Consider the following 17,102-nt stretch of genomic DNA (forward strand, 5'->3'; position numbering starts at 1 on the left):
CCTATCCGAAAACCCGCTTGAAGATCGTGTCGACATGCTTGGTGTGATAGCCCAGGTCGAACTTCTCGCGGATCTCGGCTTCGGGCAGCGCTGCCGTGACTTCCTTGTCGGCCAACAATTCCTCAAGGAAATCAGCGCCATGTTCCCATACCTTCATGGCGTTGCGCTGCACCAGGCGGTAGGCGTCCTCGCGGCTGACGCCGGCTTGCGTCAGCGCCAAAAGCACGCGCTGCGAATGCACAAGGCCACGGAACTTGTTCATGTTCTTCAGCATGTTGTCGGGATAGACCAGCAATTTGTCGATGACGCCGGTCAACCGCGACAGCGCGAAATCGAGTGTTATCGTGGCGTCCGGGCCGATCATGCGCTCGACCGAGGAATGCGAAATGTCGCGCTCGTGCCAGAGCGCGACATTCTCCATCGCCGGCAAGGCCATGGAGCGCACCATGCGGGCAAGGCCGGTGAGGTTTTCGGTCAGCACCGGGTTGCGCTTGTGCGGCATTGCCGACGAGCCCTTCTGGCCCGGCGAAAAATACTCTTCCGCTTCCAGCACCTCGGTGCGCTGCAGATGGCGGATCTCGGTCGCCAGCCGCTCGACCGACGAGGCGATGACGCCGAGCGTGGCAAAGAACATGGCATGGCGGTCGCGAGGGATGACCTGCGTCGACACCGGCTCCGGCTTCAGCCCAAGCTTTTTCGCCACATGTTCTTCGACATAGGGATCGATGTTGGCGAAGGTGCCGATCGCGCCCGATATGGCGCAGGTGGCAATATCCTCTCGCGCGTGCACCAGCCGCTCGCGGCAGCGTGAGAACTCGGCATAGGCCTGCGCCAGCTTGACGCCGAACGTGGTCGGCTCGGCATGAATGCCGTGGCTGCGGCCGATGGTGACGGTGTCCTTGTGCTCGAAGGCCCGGCGCTTCAGCGCGGCGAGCAGGCCGTCGAGGTCGGCCAGCAGGATATCGCTGGCGCGGCCGAGCTGCACCGCAAGGCAGGTGTCGAGAACATCCGATGAGGTCATGCCCTGGTGGATGAAACGCGCATCCGGCCCGACGAATTCGGCGAGATGGGTGAGGAAGGCGATGACGTCGTGCTTGGTGACGGCCTCGATCTCGTCGATCTTGCCGACGTCGAATTTTGCCGCATTGCCCTTTTCCCAGATGGTCTTGGCGGCTTCCCTGGGGATGACGCCGAGCTCAGCCAGCGCATCACAGGCATGGGCCTCGATTTCGAACCAGATGCGGAAGCGGGTTTCCGGCGACCAGATGGCGACCATTTCCGGCCGGGAATAGCGAGGGATCATCCGTCAGTCCTGATGTGTCCGTGGTTAAGTGCGCGTCCTAACAGAGGCGGACCGAATGCTCAACGCTGCTGGCGCGCAAACCACACGCTGGCGGCGGCAAGCGCGATGAATCCGAGCGGAAAATAGAGCCTGATACCCAGCACCACGAATTGGTAGAGCGCCGTCAGCGAGGTGAAGACCAGTTCGAACGCCCACCGGGCGGTGAAGGCCTCCGCGTGCCATTCGGCATAGTAGGAGCGGTATTGCAGCGCAAACAACCCGCCGGTGAAGGCGAGCGTCGTGGCAAGCAGGCAGACGAAGGCGGCGGCGAACGCCACTTCCCAGTGCCGGTCGAGCGAGACCAGCCGCGCCGCGAACAACCCGACGGGAAAGGCCAATGCCGCGCCGGTCGCAAACAGCAGGGCGACGAAGCGGATCTTTTCCGGGGTCTCCCAATTGTCGAGCCAAAGACCGGTCAGCGCGCTGGCGCCCATGGCCATCGCCCACAGCAAGGCGCCGACAAGCGCCGCGCCCGTCGATGGTATGGCGCGGCTGACGCGATTTCCGGCGCGCTTGCGCCAGCTGGATTGATCGAGCGCAGTCACAGGCGTCCGGTCACGGCGATCCAGCGAAAATCCGGCCCTTCGAAGCCGTATTGGCGCACCGCGATCAGCACCGCATAGGCGCTGATGCTGTCCATCGAGAACGTCTGCACCGCGCCGATCCTGTAGCCGTTCGGGCAGCCACGGCTTTTCGGGATCGATTTATCCTCATGCAGCAGATGGGTCCGGCCGCCATCCCTGGCCTCGATCCGCAGCAAGCGAAAACCGTTGACCTCGCCCTGGCTCTGGCAGCTTTCGGTGTCATTCATGCCGATCTCGTCCAGCCGGAATTCCAGCGGCGGGTCGACCGGCGAAAAGATCGGCCGTGGGTTCACCACCATGCGGAACGGGTCGACCGACAATTCGGTCACCGGGTTGAAGCCGGCGGTGATGCCGCGGTTTGCGGTGAGTTCGGCCTGCACAACGACGGCTTCGCCCTTCTGCCTGGCCTGCTGACGGGCCGTATCGAGCGAGGCGGTCTCATCCTCCAGCCGGACCCGGATTGGCGTGCCCTTCAGGAACGTGTCGTCGGCGGTGTTGATGTAGTAGCGATTGGCATAGGGAAAGCCCGAAGCGTCTGCCACACCGTATTCCTCGAAGGCGAAGACGCCGCCATCCTTGCTGAAGCCGAGGATTTCAAGCTCGGCGACATCGCCCGCTCGGGCGGCCATGGCGGATGCCAGATGGACCAGCAGGCAAACGCCAATCAGGACGAGATTTCGCATCGGGGTTCCGCTCCGCCTGCCTTGGTTCGATCGTTCCCTATCACGAGACAGTCAAAACATCGTGCTATTCAAAAGGCGATGCATCCAATTTCGCCTCTGTTTGTTATCGTCGATCGTTTTCAAAAGGAGAACACCCCATGACTGAGGCCAGCAAGATTCGCGAGCATATGGAAGTGGTCGGCGCCGACGGCGTTCACATCGGCACCGTCGACAGGGTCGATGGCGAGCGGATCAAGTTGACCAAGGCCGACAGCGGCGAGGGCGCCCATCAGGGGCATCACCACTACATTCCCTTGAGCCTGCTTGCCGAGGTCGAGGGCCAGAAAGTCTGGCTGTCGGCGAATTCGGATGTCGCGGTCAGCTTCGAGGAAGAGGAGTCCGACGCGACCTGACTGAAAGTCAGCGCGACGACCACACCGCAAACAGATCGCCATCGGCCGGCGTCGCGGCGTGGATGCCGCGGCTGATGGCGCGCGCCATGGTGGCGCCGGCGGCGGCAAAGAAATCGACGGCATCGTCGGCGCTGAGTTCTATGCCGCTCTTGCCCGTCGCCAGCGCGAACACCAGATCGCCGTCAGCCGGCGTGTGCACGGGCCAGATGGCGCGCACGAAGCCGTCATGCGCTGAAATGGCCAGCCGCTTGGCTGCCGCCTTGGTCAGCACGGCATCGGTGGCGATGACGGCGATGGTGGTGTTACCACCGGCCTCGACTTGTCCACCGACACGCTTGTCGCGGTATTTCAACAGGATCCGCCTGGCGTCGTCCGGCATCGGCGAGGGATAGCCGAGGCCTCCGAACTCATCGCCGATCTCGAAGGGTGCCGCCCAGAAATAGCGTGTACGCGCAATCGTCACCGAGCCGGTCGGGTTGGCGGCGGCGAGCGCGCCGATGGTGATGCCGCTGTCGAGCGCGGTCGAGGCCGAGCCGAGGCCGCCCTTCAGCCCGGAGCTTAGCGCGCCGGTGCCGGCGCCGATTGTGCCGAGCGGAAAGTCGACTGTTGCCGCCTGGGCGGCTTCGTAGCCGAGGTCGCGGTAGGGAGGATAACGGCCCCAATCCTTGTCGCCGCCATTGCGCAGGTCAAACAGGATCGCCGCCGGCACGATCGGCACCCGAAAGCCGCCGACATCGACGCCAATGCCTTTTTCACGCAACGCCGCCTGCACGCCCGACGCGGCGTCGAGGCCGAAGGCCGAACCGCCCGAAAGCACGACGGCATGAACCGCCTCGATGGAATTGTGCGGTTCGAGCAAATCGGTCTCGCGCGTGCCCGGCGCGCCGCCGAGGATCTGCACGCCACCGACCGCCGGTTCGTCGCACAATACGGTGGTGACGCCCGATTTCAGCGTGGCATCCGACGCGTTGCCGACGCGCAAGCCGGCGACATCGGTGATCAGATTGCGCGGCCCGGTGCGAAACATCAGTTCGTCTCCGCCGGCACGAAACGCGTCCCGTCGAAGCGGAAGGCGCGATAGAGGTTTTGGCTCAGATCGCCTTTGTCGTCGAACCGCAGCGGCCCGATCGCGGTGGTGAAATCATGCCCGGTTAGCGCGTCGGCCAGCCCCTTGCCCGAGGTCTGGGGCGCGGCCGAGGCCGCCTTGGCAATCTCCACCGCCGCGTAGGCCGGCAAGGCATAGCCATCCGGCGCGATGTTCTTGGCCGTAAACGCCGCCAGCACCTTGGGATCGGCGACATCGGCCCATTCCGGCGGCGCGATCATCAGCGTGCCGGCGGCGTAAGGCTCATCGCCGGGTGGCGTGCGCAAATTCTCGCCGCCGGCAAAGACAATGCCGGCCTCGAGCTGGCCGGCGTCGCGGCCCATAATGGCGATGTCGTCGCCGTCGCCACCGGCAAAGACATGCGTCGCGCCCGCCTTCTTCAGCCGGCCGATCAGCCCGATCTGGTTGTCGAGCTGCGGCCGGAACGTGTCTGTGAAGACCGGCTTCAGCGCCGCCTGTTCGGCCGCTGCGCGCAGCGTCTCGGCGATTTCGCGGCCATAGATGGTCCCGTCATCGACGATGGCGAACAATTCGCTCTGCCACAGCCGGGTCAGGATGCCGGCCACCGCATTGCGCTCGTCGTCGCCGCGTGGCCCCAGCCGGTAGACCGGCCAGCCGGTTTTGGCGCGGCGATCGGTCAGGCTTTCGGTGCGCACGCCAACGGTGATGACCGGTATGTCAGCGTCCTTGAGGATCGGCAGCGCCGCCTGGATCGCCTCGGTGCAGAGGAAGCCGACGACGATATCGACCTTCGCAGCGGCGAATTCCCTGGCGGCGGCAGCCCCGCCATCGGCGGTGCAGGCATCGTCGACCGTCTTGATCTCGGCGCCGTTGGCTTCTGCTGCCAGGGCAGCACCCGCCTCGATCTGCTTGCCCAGGATCGCCGACGGACCGGACAGGGGTGCGGCGACGCCGACAAGCAGCGTCTGCGCGCCGGCGCTTGCCGGCAGCAGCCAGAGCAGTGCCGCTATTACAGCTGTTGGGGGTCGCATTCTGACGACGAATTCCTCCGTGCCGGTCGCATGCTTCCAGCGTCTCTTCCGCCAAGACCTAAAGGCTGCCCGCCCCAGGCGCAACACGGGAATTTGCGGATTGGCGTCAACCACTTCGCTTGTGGCCTATTGTGTGCCGCCATATATAACGCTTGGATTCCCGCTTATGGAAAATCATCGGTGTTGAAGTTGAACGACATAGGGCCTCAGGCCTATCGCGACGCGATGGCGCATTTTGCCGGCCACGTCCATGTGGTGACCACCGACGGGCCCGCCGGCAAACGCGGCACGACGGTGATTGCGGCCTGTTCGGTGTCGGACACGCCGCCGACGGTTCTCGTCTGTCTCAACCGCGAGAATGCCAAGAACGAGCTCTTCGTGCAAAACCGCCGGTTTGCGCTGAACACGCTGGCTTCGCACCAGCAGCCCCTATCGGTGGCGTTTTCAGGCCTGACCGGGCTGTCTGCCGATGAGCGTTTCGCGCTTGGCGAGTGGGACGTCATATCGACCGGCGCGCCTACCCTGAAGGGCGCTCTTGCGGTTTTTGACTGCGAATTGATGGACACCAAGGATCTCGCCACCCATCGTGTGCTTTTTGGCAAGGTGACAGGCCTGCGCATGGGCGATAATTTGCGGCCGCTGATCTACCACGCCCGCGACTACCACGTGCTGCAGAGCGGAGCAGAGGCGGCAACGGAGAAAGAATGACCGAGCTGAAACCGCGCCCCGCGCCGCGGACGATCGACGAAACGCTCGATCTCCTGACCGGCGCGGACTACGTCGCGGACCGCTCGCTGGCAACGGTGCTGTTCCTGTCCCTGCGCATGCAGCGGCCGCTGTTCCTTGAAGGGGAGGCCGGCGTCGGCAAGACCGAGATCGCCAAGGTGCTGGCGCAGGCACTCGGCCGCCGGCTGATCCGCCTGCAATGCTATGAAGGGCTCGACGTCTCGTCCGCTGTCTATGAGTGGAATTACGCCGCGCAGATGATAGAAATCCGCATGGAGGAGGCGGCAGGCTCGGTCGACCGCTCCGACATGGAGCGGAATGTCTTTTCCGAAAAATACCTGATCCGCCGCCCGGTGCTCGATGCGCTGACCGGCAAGGCGGGTGCGGCCCCGGTGTTCCTGATCGATGAGCTCGACCGCACCGACGAGGCTTTCGAAGCATTCCTGCTCGAAATCCTGTCCGATTTCCAGGTGACGGTGCCTGAGCTTGGCACCATCAAGGCAGAGGAGCGGCCGATCGTCATCATCACCACCAACCGCACCCGCGAAATCCACGACGCGCTGAAGCGGCGCTGCCTCTATCACTGGGTCGACTATCCCAATGCCGAGCGCGAGTTGGAGATCGTGCGCCGCAAGGTGCCGCAGGCCAACAGCCGACTTTCCGCGGAAGTCGTGTCGTTCATCCAGAAGCTGCGCCGGGTCGAGCTGTTCAAGGCGCCGGGTGTCGCCGAAACCATCGACTGGGCCGGCGCGCTGACCGAACTCGACAAGGTGGCGCTTGATCCCGAAACCGTCTCCGACACGATCGGCGTTTTGTTGAAATACCAGGACGACATTGCCCGCATCGGCGCGGGCGAGGGCCGGCGTATCCTCGACGAGGTCAAGGCCGAGCTGGCGGCGGCGGAGTAGGGCAAGTGAAGGCGCCCGAACCCAGAGAGGCGACGGAAGACGGGCGCATCGCCGACAACATCGTCTATTTCGCCCGCACCTTGCGCAAATCCGGCATGCGGGTCGGGCCGGCTTCGGTCAAGGATGGGATCGAGGCGGTGCTGGCAGCCGGCATCGGTTCGCGCGACGATTTCTACTGGACGCTGCATGCCGTGCTGGTGTCGCGGCACGAGGATCACCCTGTTTTCGACGAAGCCTTCCGGCTGTTCTGGAAATCGCGCGAGCTGATCGAGAAACTTCTGGCGATGTTCTCGCCTGTGGCGCCCGACACCAGGGAGAAGCAAAAGCCGCGCGCGGCAGAAAACCGCGTCAGCCAGGCCATGTTCGAAGGCCACGAGAAGAATCGGCCGGTCAGGGAAATCCCGGAGATCGAAGTCGACGCCCGGCTAACCTTCTCCGGGAATGAAGTGCTGCGCGGCAAGGACTTTGCCCAGATGAATGCCGACGAGATGGCAGACGCCAAGAAGGCGATTGCCCGGCTGCGGCTGCCGTTCGACATGGTCCGTACCCGACGCTTCAAGGCAGACCTGCATGGCCGCCGTATCGATCCACGCGCCATGATGCGCTCGGCCGCGCGCACCGGCGGCGAACTGATCCTGCCGAAATTCCGCTCAGCCCGCGAAGTGCATCCGCCGCTGGTGGTTCTCGCCGATATCTCCGGTTCGATGAGCCAGTACACGCGCATCTTCCTGCACTTTCTGCATGCGCTGACCGAAAAACGGCGGCGCGTGCACACCTTCGTCTTCGGCACGCGGCTGACCAATCTCACGCGGCAGATGCGCCATCGCGACCCCGATGCCGCCCTTGCCGACTGCTCGGCGGCGGTCAAGGACTGGTCGGGCGGCACCCGCATCGGCGATACGCTGGCGGAGTTCAACAAGCACTGGTCACGCCGCGTGCTCGGGCAGGGCGCGGTGGTGCTTTTGATCACCGACGGTTTGGAGCGCGACGATGTTTCCGGCCTGTCGCAAGAAATGGATCGCCTGCACAAATCCTGCCGGCGGCTGATCTGGCTCAACCCGCTTCTGCGCTTTGGCGGCTTCGAGGCGCGGGCCCGCGGCGTCAGAGCGATGCTGCCTCATGTCGACGAGTTCCGCTCGGTACACAATCTCGATGCGCTGGCCGACCTCTGCGCCTCGCTGGACAAGAAATCCGCCGCTTCGGTCGATCCGCGTCGCTGGCTGGACGCTGGTGTCAGGCGCGCCGCATAGCCATATTGGATTCCGAAAACAGGCTCCCAGAGAAAAACAGACTTTGAGGCAAGCGATCATGGACAACAGCATCTATCTCGATGAAGCCCGCGATCCGCTGATCATCGCGGAGGGCTGGATGAAGGACGGCAAGGATGTCGCCATCGCCACTGTGGTCGAGACCTGGGGTTCGGCGCCGAGGCCGGCCGGCAGTCATCTGGTCATTGACGCCGAAGGCAATTTTCACGGCTCGGTCTCGGGCGGCTGCGTTGAGGGTACCGTGGTGAGCGAGGCGATGGACGTCATCGACTCGGGGAAAGCGAAGATGCTGGAGTTCGGCGTTGCCGACGAAACCGCCTGGCAGGTCGGCCTGTCCTGCGGCGGCCGCATCAAGGTCTATGTGGAGCGGCTTGGTTAGGCATGGATCCTTACGCTCTTAAAACCCTGAATGCCGAACGTCGCGCGCGCCGCGCCGCGATCCTGGTCACCGACCTCGGCGATGGCCGCGACCGCATCGTGCGCGAAGGCGACCAGGTTGCCGGGGAACTCGGGCAAGCGATCGCCAAGGCATTTCGCACCGGCAATTCCGGTTCGGTCGAGGCTGAAGGGCGCACCTTCTTCCTCAACGCGCATTTGCCGCAGCCGCGCCTGGTGGTAGTCGGCGCCGTCCATATCAGTCAGGCGCTGGCGCCGATGGCCAGGATCGCCGGCTATCCCTTGGAGATCGTCGATCCGCGCACCGCCTTCGCCACCCCGGACCGTTTTCCCGATGTAGCCCTGCATGCCGAATGGCCGGAGGATGTGGTGAAGCGCCAGCCGCTCGACAGCTATACGGCGCTCGCCGCCGTCACCCATGATCCGAAGATCGACGATTTCGCACTGAAGGCCGCGCTCGACGCCAACTGTTTCTATGTCGGCGCACTCGGCAGCCGCAAAACACACGCCAGGCGCGTCGAGCGCCTGCTGGCGCTCGGCGCCAGCGCCGACCAGATCGCCCGCATCCACGCACCGATCGGTATCGACATTGGCGCGGCGAGCCCGGCCGAGATCGCCGTCGCCATCCTGGCGCAGACGATCCACGCCTTTCGCTCGCGCGGTCTCGAAGCCAAAGGCGCGGCGGCGTGAAGTTCGGGCCGATCCCGATCGATCAGGCGCAAGGCGCGGTGCTGGCGCATGCCACGACGGCGGGCGAGCGGCGTTTCCGCAAGGCGCACAGGCTGAGCACGCAGGACGTGGCGGTGCTGAAGGCGGCCGGCATTACCGAGATCGTCGTGGCGGTGCTTGCCGCCGATGACCTCAGCGAGGATGCGGCGGCCGAAAAGATTGCTGCCAGCATGGCCCACCGCAACATCGAGGCAAAACCGGCCGCGACCGGCCGCGTCAACCTCCATGCCAAGGCCGCCGGTCTCTTCACCGTCGATGCCGCCATGATCGACGCCATCAATGCGGTCGACCCGACCATCACCATCGCCACGCTGGCGCAGCACGCACCTGTCGAGACGGGGCAAATGGTGGCGACGGTCAAGATCATCCCGTTCGCTGTTGCCACGGCTCTGGTCGACAAGGTGACGAAGATCTGCGCCGGCGGCGAGATCTTCGCCGTCAACGCCTACCATCCGGTGCGCATCGGCGTCATTCAGACGATGCTGCCCGGCATCAAGCCCAGCGTGCTCGACAAAACGCTGCGCGTCACCGAAGCGCGGCTGGCACGCTCCGGCGCCCGGCTGACGACGGAGCGCCGCACGCCGCACGAGATTGCGCCCGTCGCCGATGCAGCGGCCGCGCTGGCGCGCGACAACGACATGGTGGTGATCTTCGGCGCCTCGGCGATGAGCGATTTCAACGATGTCGTTCCGGCGGCGATCGAGGCAGCAGGTGGCACGGTGATCCGCGCGGGCATGCCCGTCGATCCCGGCAATCTGCTGGTGCTGGGCACGCTCGACGGCAAGCGCGTCATCGGCGCGCCCGGTTGCGCCCGCAGCCCCAAGGAGAACGGTTTCGATTGGGTGCTCGACAGGCTGATCGCAGGTCTCGACGTCACCGCCAAGGACATCGCCGGCATGGGCGTTGGCGGCCTGTTGATGGAAATCCCGACCAGGCCGCAGCCGCGCGAGCCGCTGCCGGCGAGAGCCGGGCTGAAGGTCGAGATCGTGCTTCTGGCCGCCGGTCGCTCCAGCCGCATGGGCGGGCCGAACAAGCTTCTGGCGCTGTTCGACGGCAAGCCGCTGGTGCGCCGCACCGCTGAACGGGCGCTCGATTCCAAGGCTTCTGCCACCGTTGTCGTCACCGGCCATCAGCGCGAGCGGGTGCACGCCGCTCTCTCGGGCCTCGACGTGATCTTTGCCGACAACCCGGATTTTGCCGACGGCCTGTCCTCGTCTCTAAAAGCCGGCATTGCCCGCGTTGGAGCCGAGGCGGCCGGCGCCATGATCGTCCTCGGCGACATGCCGGGCATTTCCTCGACCGATCTCGACAGGCTGATCGAGGCCTTCCGTAGGGACGGCGGCCGCTCAGTGGTGCGTGCCGCCCATGACGGCCGCCGCGGCAATCCGGTGCTGCTGCCACGCGCGCTGTTTGGAGGCATCGCCCACCTCGAGGGCGACACCGGCGCCCGCCATCTGGTCGAGGCCGAGGGACTGGATGTCATCGACGTCGAGATCGGCGACGGCGCGTCGATCGATGTCGACACCCGCGAGGCGCTCGAAGACGCCGGCGGCGTGCTGCAGGATTGACAAAGCGAAGCCGAAAAACGCATGCCTTTAGCATGGCTCTCTCTTTACTTGCCTCAGCGCTTCTACCCCCCTCTGGCCTGCCGGCCATCTCCCCCTCAAGGGGAGAGATCAGCAGCCTCGATGGCGGCGTCTATCCTGCAGCTTTGAAGATTGGCGGAAGGCGGCGTGATATCCAATCTCCCCCCTTGAGGGGGAGATGGCCGGCAGGCCAGAGGGGGGCGGCCGCGCTCCATAGCCTTCTGATTTCGCTCTTTTTCCTGTTCTCTGCCGCCCACGCCGACGCGCTCGAACTAAAACCCTACAAGGATGACCTCTTCGCCTATCCGGCGACGCTCTCGTCCACGGACAAAGGCGCCTACACCGTCATCGACTATCGCGAGATGCGCGACATCAACGACCGCGACGAAGTGCCGGAAAAGCGCGTGCAGGCTAAGTATACCGACACCGGCGTGCGCAAGGTGCAGCGGGATTTGATGCTGAAAACCGATGCCGGCGATGTCAGGCATGTCGCCGTAGGCAAGACCGAAGGCGCCGGTATCATCGTGCTTTACCTGCACGGGCAGGGCGGCAGCCGCAAGCAGGGCGTCGACGACTTCACCTTCGGCGGCAACTTCAACCGCATCAAGAACCTGATGGCCGGCAATGGCGGCCTCTATCTCTCACCCGATTTCACCGATTTCGGCGACAAGGGCGCGGCCCAGGTCGCAGCGCTGATCGGCCACTATGCCGAGGCCTCGCCGGACGCGAAAATCTTCGTCGCCTGTGGCTCGATGGGCGGCGCGCTGTGCTGGAAGCTGGCCGGCCGCAGCGATACGGGACGGCGCATCAACGGGCTGCTGCTGCTCGGCTCGCTGTGGGATGACAGTTTCCTGTCGAGCCCGGCCTACAGGCGCCATGTGCCGGTGTTCTTCGGCCAAGGCAGCAAGGATCCGGTCTTTCCCGTGGAGAAGCAGGAAGCCTTCTTCCGCTCCATCACTGCGAACTCGAAAGCCTATCCGACCCGATTCGTCCGGTTCGAGACCGGCACCCATGGCACGCCGATCCGCATGGTCGACTGGCGCCAAACGCTGAACTGGATGCTGTCGAAGGCGCCCTAAGGCATATCGCCCAGGGGTGCCCCTTGGTTTTGGCAATCATGGTTCGGCCGATATCCTCTTAGGTGTAGGCTGATATGATCCAACAGATCGGAAGCACAGCGATGGACGCCCACCCCTTCAAGATCCAAATTCCGAACGAACAACTTGAAGATCTCCAGCGCCGGCTTAGCGCAACACGATGGCCAATTTCGCTAAGCGAAGCGGGCTGGAACGATGGGGCCGACCTGCCATTCATCAAGCGCCTTGCGGATTACTGGCGAGACCGCTTCGACTGGAGAGTGCAAGAGGCGCGGCTGAACCGGCTGCCGCAATATCTGACGAGGCTGAACAACCTAGATGTCCACTTTGTCCACCAGCCAGGCAACGGACCGGCGCCGCTGCCGCTGATCATGACGCATGGCTGGCCCGGCTCGTTCGTCGAAATGGAACACGTCATTCCATTGCTGGCAGACCCAGCTGCCCATGGTGGTGACCCGGCCGACGCTTTCCACGTGGTAGTTCCCTCCTTGCCCGGATACGGCTTTTCCCAGGCGCCGACGGAACCAGGCTTCCATTCCGGCCGTATCGCGGAGTTATGGGTACAGTTGATGCGGGGGCTCGGCTACGACCGCTTCGCTTCCCAAGGAGGCGACATCGGCGCGGGCGTTTCCGCCTGGATGGCACGGCTCCATTCCGAAAGCGTGCTTGGCGTCCACGTCAATTACATTCCCGGGAGCTATCGGCCACCCTTGGGTGCAGGTCTGCCACCTGTCACCGTTGAGGAGCAGGCCTTTCTGGACAAGGCCGCGGCCTGGACGGCAACGGAGGGCGCCTATGCCCATCTGCAGGGCACGAAGCCTCAGACGCTTGCTTATGCTCTGACAGACTCGCCGATCGGTCTCGCAGCCTGGATGATCGAGAAGTTCCGTAGCTGGAGCGATTGCGACGGTGACGTGGAGCGCACCTTCGGCATGGACACGCTCCTTACGGATGTTTCGCTCTATTGGTTCAGCAACGCGCTCACCTCGTCCTTGCGGCTCTACAAGGAGAATCGACTGTTCCCTCTTTCGTTCGAGACGCTGGAACGCGTTTCGCCGCCATTTGGGGTAGCGCTTTTCCCTCGCGAGTTGCCGATGCCGCCTCGATCCTGGGTGGCGCGGGTCTTTGACGTTCAGCGATGGACATCGATGCCGCGAGGCGGCCATTTCGCTGCGCTGGAGGAACCGAGTCTTCTGGTCCAGGACATTCGCGCCTTCTTCCGGCCGATGCGTTCGCGGCCTGAAACGAGAAGGCGAATGTGAAGGACTGCTTTAGCGCGGCGGTTCCTGATAAGATCCCTACGGCGCGGTGTTGTAGTCGACCACCGTCCGCGGGTTCTCCTCGCCATCGTAAGACGCGTCCACATCATATTGGACGAGGGAAAAATCGCCGTTACGGAACAGGTATATCCCCTTGTCCGAGGCGTCGCCGATGCCGCGCCATTTGTTGAACGTGGTCAGCGTCTTGGCGTCTTCGTCATATTCGGAGTTGGCCGCCCAGCCGGTCGTGCGGAAGCCGATGATATCCATGCCCAGCAGTTTGCCGTCGCTGTCATTGTTCTCGTAACGGATATCCATTTCGGGCTCGGTGAACTGCAACTGCCGCACGCCCGATACTTCGTCGGTCATGTAGTAGACCGAACTTGCGTTATAGGCTGCCGCTTGGCAGTAGAACTCGAAAAGCCGCGTTTCCTTGTCGGGATCGCTGGCAGCCGCGTCCTTTGCCTTGTATTTGATCGAAAAGATGTTCGGCTCCTCGCCGAGAAACTGCTTGTCACACTGATCGCCATAATCGGCGGCGAACAGTTTCTTCACGTGCTCGAGTGCGGTGTCCTTCTTCGGCGGCGGCGGCCCGTCACCACAGCTTGGCGGCAGCGCCTCCTCGAAATCGGCCTTGGACGGCTTCAGCGCGCCCTTGTCGATAAAGATCGGTCGGAACGGCGGGGCCTGGATCTGAGCGCTGACCTGGCGCAGCGTGTAGCAGCCGGCGAAGACCGCTTCATTGCCGTCCTTGTCGGTGGCGCGGATGGCGACAGGAACGCTGTAATAGATGCTGCCGGCCGCACCTTCATCGGAAATGGCGCCGGTTTCGACGTCGACCTTGTCGGTGCCGTCATAGCCCTTGACGAAGGTATCAAAATCCTTTGCCGGCTTGGTATCGCCGTAGTAAGCCCAGGCGCGGGCGAATTCGTGCCGGTTGATGGCGCTGTAGAGCGAGCGGATGACGGCTGCGGCGTCCGACCTGTCATCGACGTAAGGGGCTTGGCCATCGGCTGCCGGTTCATCGTCGGCGAACACAGCCTGGCCGGATGCGGCAAGGGAGCAAAAGGCGGCCGCTGCCAGAAAGACGCGTCTCATCGGAGAATCTCCACCACGAAGGAGTCTATCATAGAGATTGCGGCGACGTGGTGACGCTTGAAAAATCCTCCGGGAAGGCGCTACGTCCCGCCGTCGGCGCTTCAGCCGCAATGGAGATTTGAACGTGACACTATCGATGTATGAAGCCTCGGTGCCGGTGTTTTCGGCCAGGCTGAAGGCGCTGTCCGGCGTGCTGTCGGCGGCCGAACAGAATGCAACCGAGCGCAAGATCGACCCGCAGGTGTTTTTGACCGCGAGGTTGGCGCCCGACATGTACGCGCTGGTCAGGCAGGTGCAGGTCGCCACCGACCACGCCAAGGGCGCGCCATCACGGCTGGCCCGTCGCGAGGTGCCGAAATACGAAGACAATGAAGCGACCTTCGCCGAGCTTCAGGCGCGCCTGACCAAGACGCTCGATCTGCTGGCGTCATTCTCGGCCGCCGAATTCGATGGTTCGGATGAAAGGGTGGTCGAATTGAAGTTTGGCCAGCGCGAGGCTTCGATGCCCGGCATGCAGTATCTGCTGCATGTCGCCATGCCCAACTTCTATTTCCACGTGACCACCGCCTACGACATCCTGCGCCACAATGGCGTGCCGCTGACCAAGGGCGCCTATCTCGGTAATCGTTGACGAATTGCGCGTTGCGAGGTTTCCCGGCCGCTGCCGGGAAACCTCGTATGACGCTGGTTCAGCGCCAAGGCTTACTCAACGCAGTGACATTTCGCGCGCGATGCGTGGGAAATCGGCCGGCTTGACGCCGATGTCGGCGCGGTCGGCATTGCTCATCGAGTGCAGCAGTGCCAGGGCGGAACGATAACGCTGATGCTCCTGCGGACGCGGACGGGCAAACATTTCAGTGAAGAACCCCATGATTCGGCCCCTTGTTGATCCTCCACGGCGCCGAGTATAGGAAAATTGTGAAGATTGTGCAGTGCAGCATTTGCATGGCAGCCATGCCAAGCGATTTTTTTTCGGCACAATTGCCGCGTGCGCTGAAACTTGTGGCGCATCCCCACCGTATGCATAGACGCTGGCACATGGCCGGCTTTTCCTCGCCACTCCTGGCGAATTTCCGGACTGCATGCAAATGCAGTCCGGCTTTTTGTCGGGTCTTGCGCATCGCCAACCGGGCCCGCCCAAACCTCGCAAACGCCTAAACTGGTTAAGATCAGCGGCATTCATTTTTAACGAGCCGGTTCTATGCTGCGACCGGCTCTGTTCGCACGCTTAAACGAGGGGGAGGCTGACATCGGCGCCAAGCGGGATTTCGCTTCCTTGCTCGACGATCTGTTCGTTGCCTCCGACAAGGATGAGGCGGCGGAAGAGACGAGCGCCCGGCCGTCGATCCCGTTCGACTATCTCTCCGTGGCCGACGAGCTTCATTCCGGCCGCATCAAGGTCTCGGGCGAAACATTCGCCGCCGAATACCGCGAGGCGGGAGCCGATCTGGCCGCAGAATTCGCGGCCCTTCTCGATCATGCCAAGCTGGCGCTGGCCGGCGAGGAGGCAAAGCCCGAGGAAAAGCTGCCGCCGATCGACCCTGACGCGATCGCCGTCGAGCTCGGCCTCGATCATCCCGTCAAGAACGCCGATCTCGGCCGCATGCGCCGCAGCTTCGCCTTCGCCAACCACCCCGACCGCGTCGCGCCGCATCTGCGCCAGCGCGCCATGATCCGCATGCAGGTGGCCAATATGCTGATCGATGAGGCCAAGCGGCGCGCGCTGGCCGGCGTCCGGCGCTGACTTTTCCAGGGTTCACGCAAAAGTCGGGTTCCCTGAGGGTTGGAGAGCGGCGCCGCTTTCCCTATACATGCGGCTTCCTTCCCGCGCTGTCCGCGCAAACCTCCCGCCGGAGAAACCCCATGCACAAACGCCGTCTCGGTCGGACCGATCTTCTTGTTACCCAGATCTGCCTGGGGTCGATGACCTGGGGCGAGCAGAACACCGAGGCCGAAGGCCATGCGCAGATGGATCTGGCCTTTGAGCGCGGTGTGAATTTCATCGACACCGCCGAGCTCTACCCGATCCCGCCCAAAGAGGAGACTCAAGGACGGACGGAGAAGTTCATCGGCAGCTGGATGAAGGCCAACGGCAACCGCGACAAGGTCATCCTGGCCTCGAAAGTGGTCGGCCGCACCGCCAACAGCTGGTTCCGCGGCGGCCGTCCGTCGAAGCTGGTGCGCGCCGACATCTTTGACGCCATCGACAAATCGCTGGCCAAGCTCGGCACCGACTATCTTGATCTCTATCAGATCCATTGGCCGGAACGTGACATTCCCTGGGGCGCCAATCCGACCCGCGTGGGTGCTGTGCCGCGCCGTGCCGACGCCGTTGGCGCGCCGGCCGGCGAGACGCCGATCGCCGAGACACTCGCCGTCTTCGAGGAGCTGGTGAAGGCGGGAAAGATCCGCCATCTCGGCCTGTCGAACGAGAACTCCTGGGGCGTCATGCGCTTCATTGCCGAGGCCGACAAGGGCGTCGGCCCGCGCATCGTTTCGCTGCAGAACGCCTACAATCTGGTCAACCGCACCTTTGAGGTGAACCTCGCCGAAGTCTGCGACCGCGAAGAGGTTGGCTTTCTCGCCTATTCGCCGCTGGCGCAAGGCTATCTCACCGGCAAATACGACCATGGCGCGCGACCGCAAGGCTCGCGCTCGCAGCTGTTCAACCGCGGCCAGCGCTACGAGACGCCGAATGCCGCGGAAGCGCAGCTCGCATACAACGAACTGGCGCGCTCCTTCGGCCTTGAACCTGCGCTGTTTGCCAACGCCTATGTCGCCAGCCGGCCGTTCGTCACCTCCAGCATCATCGGCGCGACGACGATTGCCCAGCTTGAGATGGCGCTGTCGTCAGCCGACGTGACCTGGACCGACGAGATGCAGAAGGGCGTGGATGCGATCCACCAGCGCGTCGGCAATCCGTGCCCATAAGCAGAC

19 protein-coding genes are annotated in these 17,102 nt (G+C 63.7%); 12 read left to right on the plus strand and 7 right to left on the minus strand.

What is annotated here, in order from left to right:
- Position 1: 1 nt before the first annotated feature.
- Genes purB through NKI96_RS01755 form a run of 3 tightly spaced genes read right to left on the minus strand, consistent with a single transcriptional unit; the run spans position 2 to position 2,609 of the window.
- On the minus strand, positions 2-1,303 hold the full coding sequence (gene purB / locus NKI96_RS01745) for an adenylosuccinate lyase (protein ID WP_023734535.1): 1,302 nt from the start codon (positions 1,301-1,303) through the stop codon (positions 2-4).
- Positions 1,304-1,362: 59 nt separating this feature from the next.
- A complete protein-coding gene (locus NKI96_RS01750; RefSeq protein WP_023726917.1) occupies positions 1,363-1,827 on the minus strand; it encodes a hypothetical protein in 465 nt (154 codons plus the stop codon).
- A gap of 56 nt (positions 1,828-1,883) precedes the next feature.
- Complete coding sequence (locus NKI96_RS01755; RefSeq protein ID WP_023734536.1) at positions 1,884-2,609, minus strand: DUF2259 domain-containing protein; 726 nt, start codon at positions 2,607-2,609, stop codon at positions 1,884-1,886.
- 137 nt (positions 2,610-2,746) lie between these two features.
- Between NKI96_RS01755 and NKI96_RS01760 the strand changes: the two genes are divergently transcribed.
- Positions 2,747-3,001 (plus strand): DUF2171 domain-containing protein, encoded by a 255-nt coding sequence (locus tag NKI96_RS01760; protein WP_023684896.1) that lies wholly within the window; start codon positions 2,747-2,749, stop codon positions 2,999-3,001.
- Between the two features lie 7 nt (positions 3,002-3,008).
- On the opposite strand, the gene NKI96_RS01765 is transcribed toward NKI96_RS01760, so the two are convergent.
- The gene (locus NKI96_RS01765; RefSeq protein ID WP_352802668.1) at positions 3,009-4,028 is read right to left on the minus strand and encodes a P1 family peptidase; all 1,020 of its coding nucleotides are present in this window, start codon (positions 4,026-4,028) and stop codon (positions 3,009-3,011) included.
- Complete coding sequence (locus NKI96_RS01770; protein ID WP_023743126.1) at positions 4,028-5,098, minus strand: branched-chain amino acid ABC transporter substrate-binding protein; 1,071 nt, start codon at positions 5,096-5,098, stop codon at positions 4,028-4,030. Before NKI96_RS01770 ends, NKI96_RS01765 begins: the two co-directional genes overlap by 1 nt.
- A gap of 180 nt (positions 5,099-5,278) precedes the next feature.
- Between NKI96_RS01770 and NKI96_RS01775 the strand changes: the two genes are divergently transcribed.
- From NKI96_RS01775 to NKI96_RS01810, 8 genes are all read left to right on the plus strand, one after another.
- Positions 5,279-5,806 (plus strand): flavin reductase, encoded by a 528-nt coding sequence (locus tag NKI96_RS01775; protein WP_023711481.1) that lies wholly within the window; start codon positions 5,279-5,281, stop codon positions 5,804-5,806.
- Entirely contained in the window at positions 5,803-6,732 is a 930-nt protein-coding gene (locus NKI96_RS01780) for an AAA family ATPase (protein ID WP_352545828.1), read from the plus strand. The genes NKI96_RS01775 and NKI96_RS01780 overlap by 4 nt, the downstream gene beginning before the upstream one ends.
- A gap of 5 nt (positions 6,733-6,737) precedes the next feature.
- A complete protein-coding gene (locus tag NKI96_RS01785) occupies positions 6,738-7,982 on the plus strand; it encodes a vWA domain-containing protein (RefSeq protein ID WP_352802670.1) in 1,245 nt (414 codons plus the stop codon).
- A 58-nt stretch (positions 7,983-8,040) separates the two neighbouring features.
- Positions 8,041-8,379 carry an XdhC family protein gene (locus NKI96_RS01790; RefSeq protein ID WP_023669077.1) on the plus strand — a complete coding sequence of 113 codons (339 nt, stop codon included), beginning with the start codon at positions 8,041-8,043 and terminating at the stop codon, positions 8,377-8,379.
- Positions 8,380-8,381: 2 nt separating this feature from the next.
- Entirely contained in the window at positions 8,382-9,086 is a 705-nt protein-coding gene (locus NKI96_RS01795; RefSeq protein WP_023748573.1) for an XdhC family protein, read from the plus strand.
- Positions 9,083-10,693: an NTP transferase domain-containing protein gene (locus NKI96_RS01800; protein WP_023700843.1), complete on the plus strand. Its 1,611-nt coding sequence runs from the start codon at positions 9,083-9,085 to the stop codon at positions 10,691-10,693. Before NKI96_RS01795 ends, NKI96_RS01800 begins: the two co-directional genes overlap by 4 nt.
- Positions 10,694-10,878: 185 nt before the next feature.
- Positions 10,879-11,790, plus strand: coding sequence for an alpha/beta hydrolase family protein (locus NKI96_RS01805; RefSeq protein WP_245271384.1), 912 nt, complete (start codon positions 10,879-10,881; stop codon positions 11,788-11,790).
- A 74-nt stretch (positions 11,791-11,864) separates the two neighbouring features.
- Positions 11,865-13,070 carry an epoxide hydrolase family protein gene (locus tag NKI96_RS01810; RefSeq protein ID WP_352802674.1) on the plus strand — a complete coding sequence of 402 codons (1,206 nt, stop codon included), beginning with the start codon at positions 11,865-11,867 and terminating at the stop codon, positions 13,068-13,070.
- 36 nt (positions 13,071-13,106) lie between these two features.
- On the opposite strand, the gene NKI96_RS01815 is transcribed toward NKI96_RS01810, so the two are convergent.
- Entirely contained in the window at positions 13,107-14,165 is a 1,059-nt protein-coding gene (locus NKI96_RS01815) for a DUF1176 domain-containing protein (RefSeq protein WP_352802676.1), read from the minus strand.
- 124 nt (positions 14,166-14,289) lie between these two features.
- Here NKI96_RS01815 and NKI96_RS01820 point away from each other — a divergent pair, with 124 nt between their 5' ends.
- Positions 14,290-14,796 (plus strand): DUF1993 domain-containing protein, encoded by a 507-nt coding sequence (locus tag NKI96_RS01820; RefSeq protein ID WP_023669071.1) that lies wholly within the window; start codon positions 14,290-14,292, stop codon positions 14,794-14,796.
- Positions 14,797-14,871: 75 nt separating this feature from the next.
- On the opposite strand, the gene NKI96_RS01825 is transcribed toward NKI96_RS01820, so the two are convergent.
- Entirely contained in the window at positions 14,872-15,036 is a 165-nt protein-coding gene (locus NKI96_RS01825) for a hypothetical protein (RefSeq protein WP_023690170.1), read from the minus strand.
- 330 nt (positions 15,037-15,366) lie between these two features.
- On the opposite strand from NKI96_RS01825, the gene NKI96_RS01830 reads away from it, so the two are divergent.
- Both NKI96_RS01830 and NKI96_RS01835 read left to right on the plus strand, forming a co-directional pair.
- On the plus strand, positions 15,367-15,909 hold the full coding sequence (locus NKI96_RS01830; RefSeq protein ID WP_023706484.1) for a hypothetical protein: 543 nt from the start codon (positions 15,367-15,369) through the stop codon (positions 15,907-15,909).
- Between the two features lie 119 nt (positions 15,910-16,028).
- Positions 16,029-17,096: an aldo/keto reductase gene (locus NKI96_RS01835; RefSeq protein WP_023745986.1), complete on the plus strand. Its 1,068-nt coding sequence runs from the start codon at positions 16,029-16,031 to the stop codon at positions 17,094-17,096.
- The last annotated feature ends 6 nt before the right edge of the window (positions 17,097-17,102 follow it).

This window comes from Mesorhizobium sp. M0292 (genome assembly GCF_040321695.1).
In the GTDB taxonomy this organism is placed as follows: Bacteria; Pseudomonadota; Alphaproteobacteria; order Rhizobiales; family Rhizobiaceae; genus Mesorhizobium.

Coding starts and splice junctions, on each gene's coding strand:
- purB (WP_023734535.1), bottom strand. CDS start 1,303: ATGATCCCTCGCTATTCCCGGCCGGAAATGGTCGCCATCTGGTCGCCG.
- NKI96_RS01755 (WP_023734536.1), bottom strand. CDS start 2,609: ATGCGAAATCTCGTCCTGATTGGCGTTTGCCTGCTGGTCCATCTGGCA.
- NKI96_RS01760 (WP_023684896.1), top strand. CDS start 2,747: ATGACTGAGGCCAGCAAGATTCGCGAGCATATGGAAGTGGTCGGCGCC.
- NKI96_RS01765 (WP_352802668.1), bottom strand. CDS start 4,028: ATGTTTCGCACCGGGCCGCGCAATCTGATCACCGATGTCGCCGGCTTG.
- NKI96_RS01770 (WP_023743126.1), bottom strand. CDS start 5,098: ATGCGACCCCCAACAGCTGTAATAGCGGCACTGCTCTGGCTGCTGCCG.
- NKI96_RS01780 (WP_352545828.1), top strand. CDS start 5,803: ATGACCGAGCTGAAACCGCGCCCCGCGCCGCGGACGATCGACGAAACG.
- NKI96_RS01790 (WP_023669077.1), top strand. CDS start 8,041: ATGGACAACAGCATCTATCTCGATGAAGCCCGCGATCCGCTGATCATC.
- NKI96_RS01795 (WP_023748573.1), top strand. CDS start 8,382: ATGGATCCTTACGCTCTTAAAACCCTGAATGCCGAACGTCGCGCGCGC.
- NKI96_RS01810 (WP_352802674.1), top strand. CDS start 11,865: ATGATCCAACAGATCGGAAGCACAGCGATGGACGCCCACCCCTTCAAG.
- NKI96_RS01815 (WP_352802676.1), bottom strand. CDS start 14,165: ATGAGACGCGTCTTTCTGGCAGCGGCCGCCTTTTGCTCCCTTGCCGCA.
- NKI96_RS01825 (WP_023690170.1), bottom strand. CDS start 15,036: ATGGGGTTCTTCACTGAAATGTTTGCCCGTCCGCGTCCGCAGGAGCAT.
- NKI96_RS01830 (WP_023706484.1), top strand. CDS start 15,367: ATGCTGCGACCGGCTCTGTTCGCACGCTTAAACGAGGGGGAGGCTGAC.
- NKI96_RS01835 (WP_023745986.1), top strand. CDS start 16,029: ATGCACAAACGCCGTCTCGGTCGGACCGATCTTCTTGTTACCCAGATC.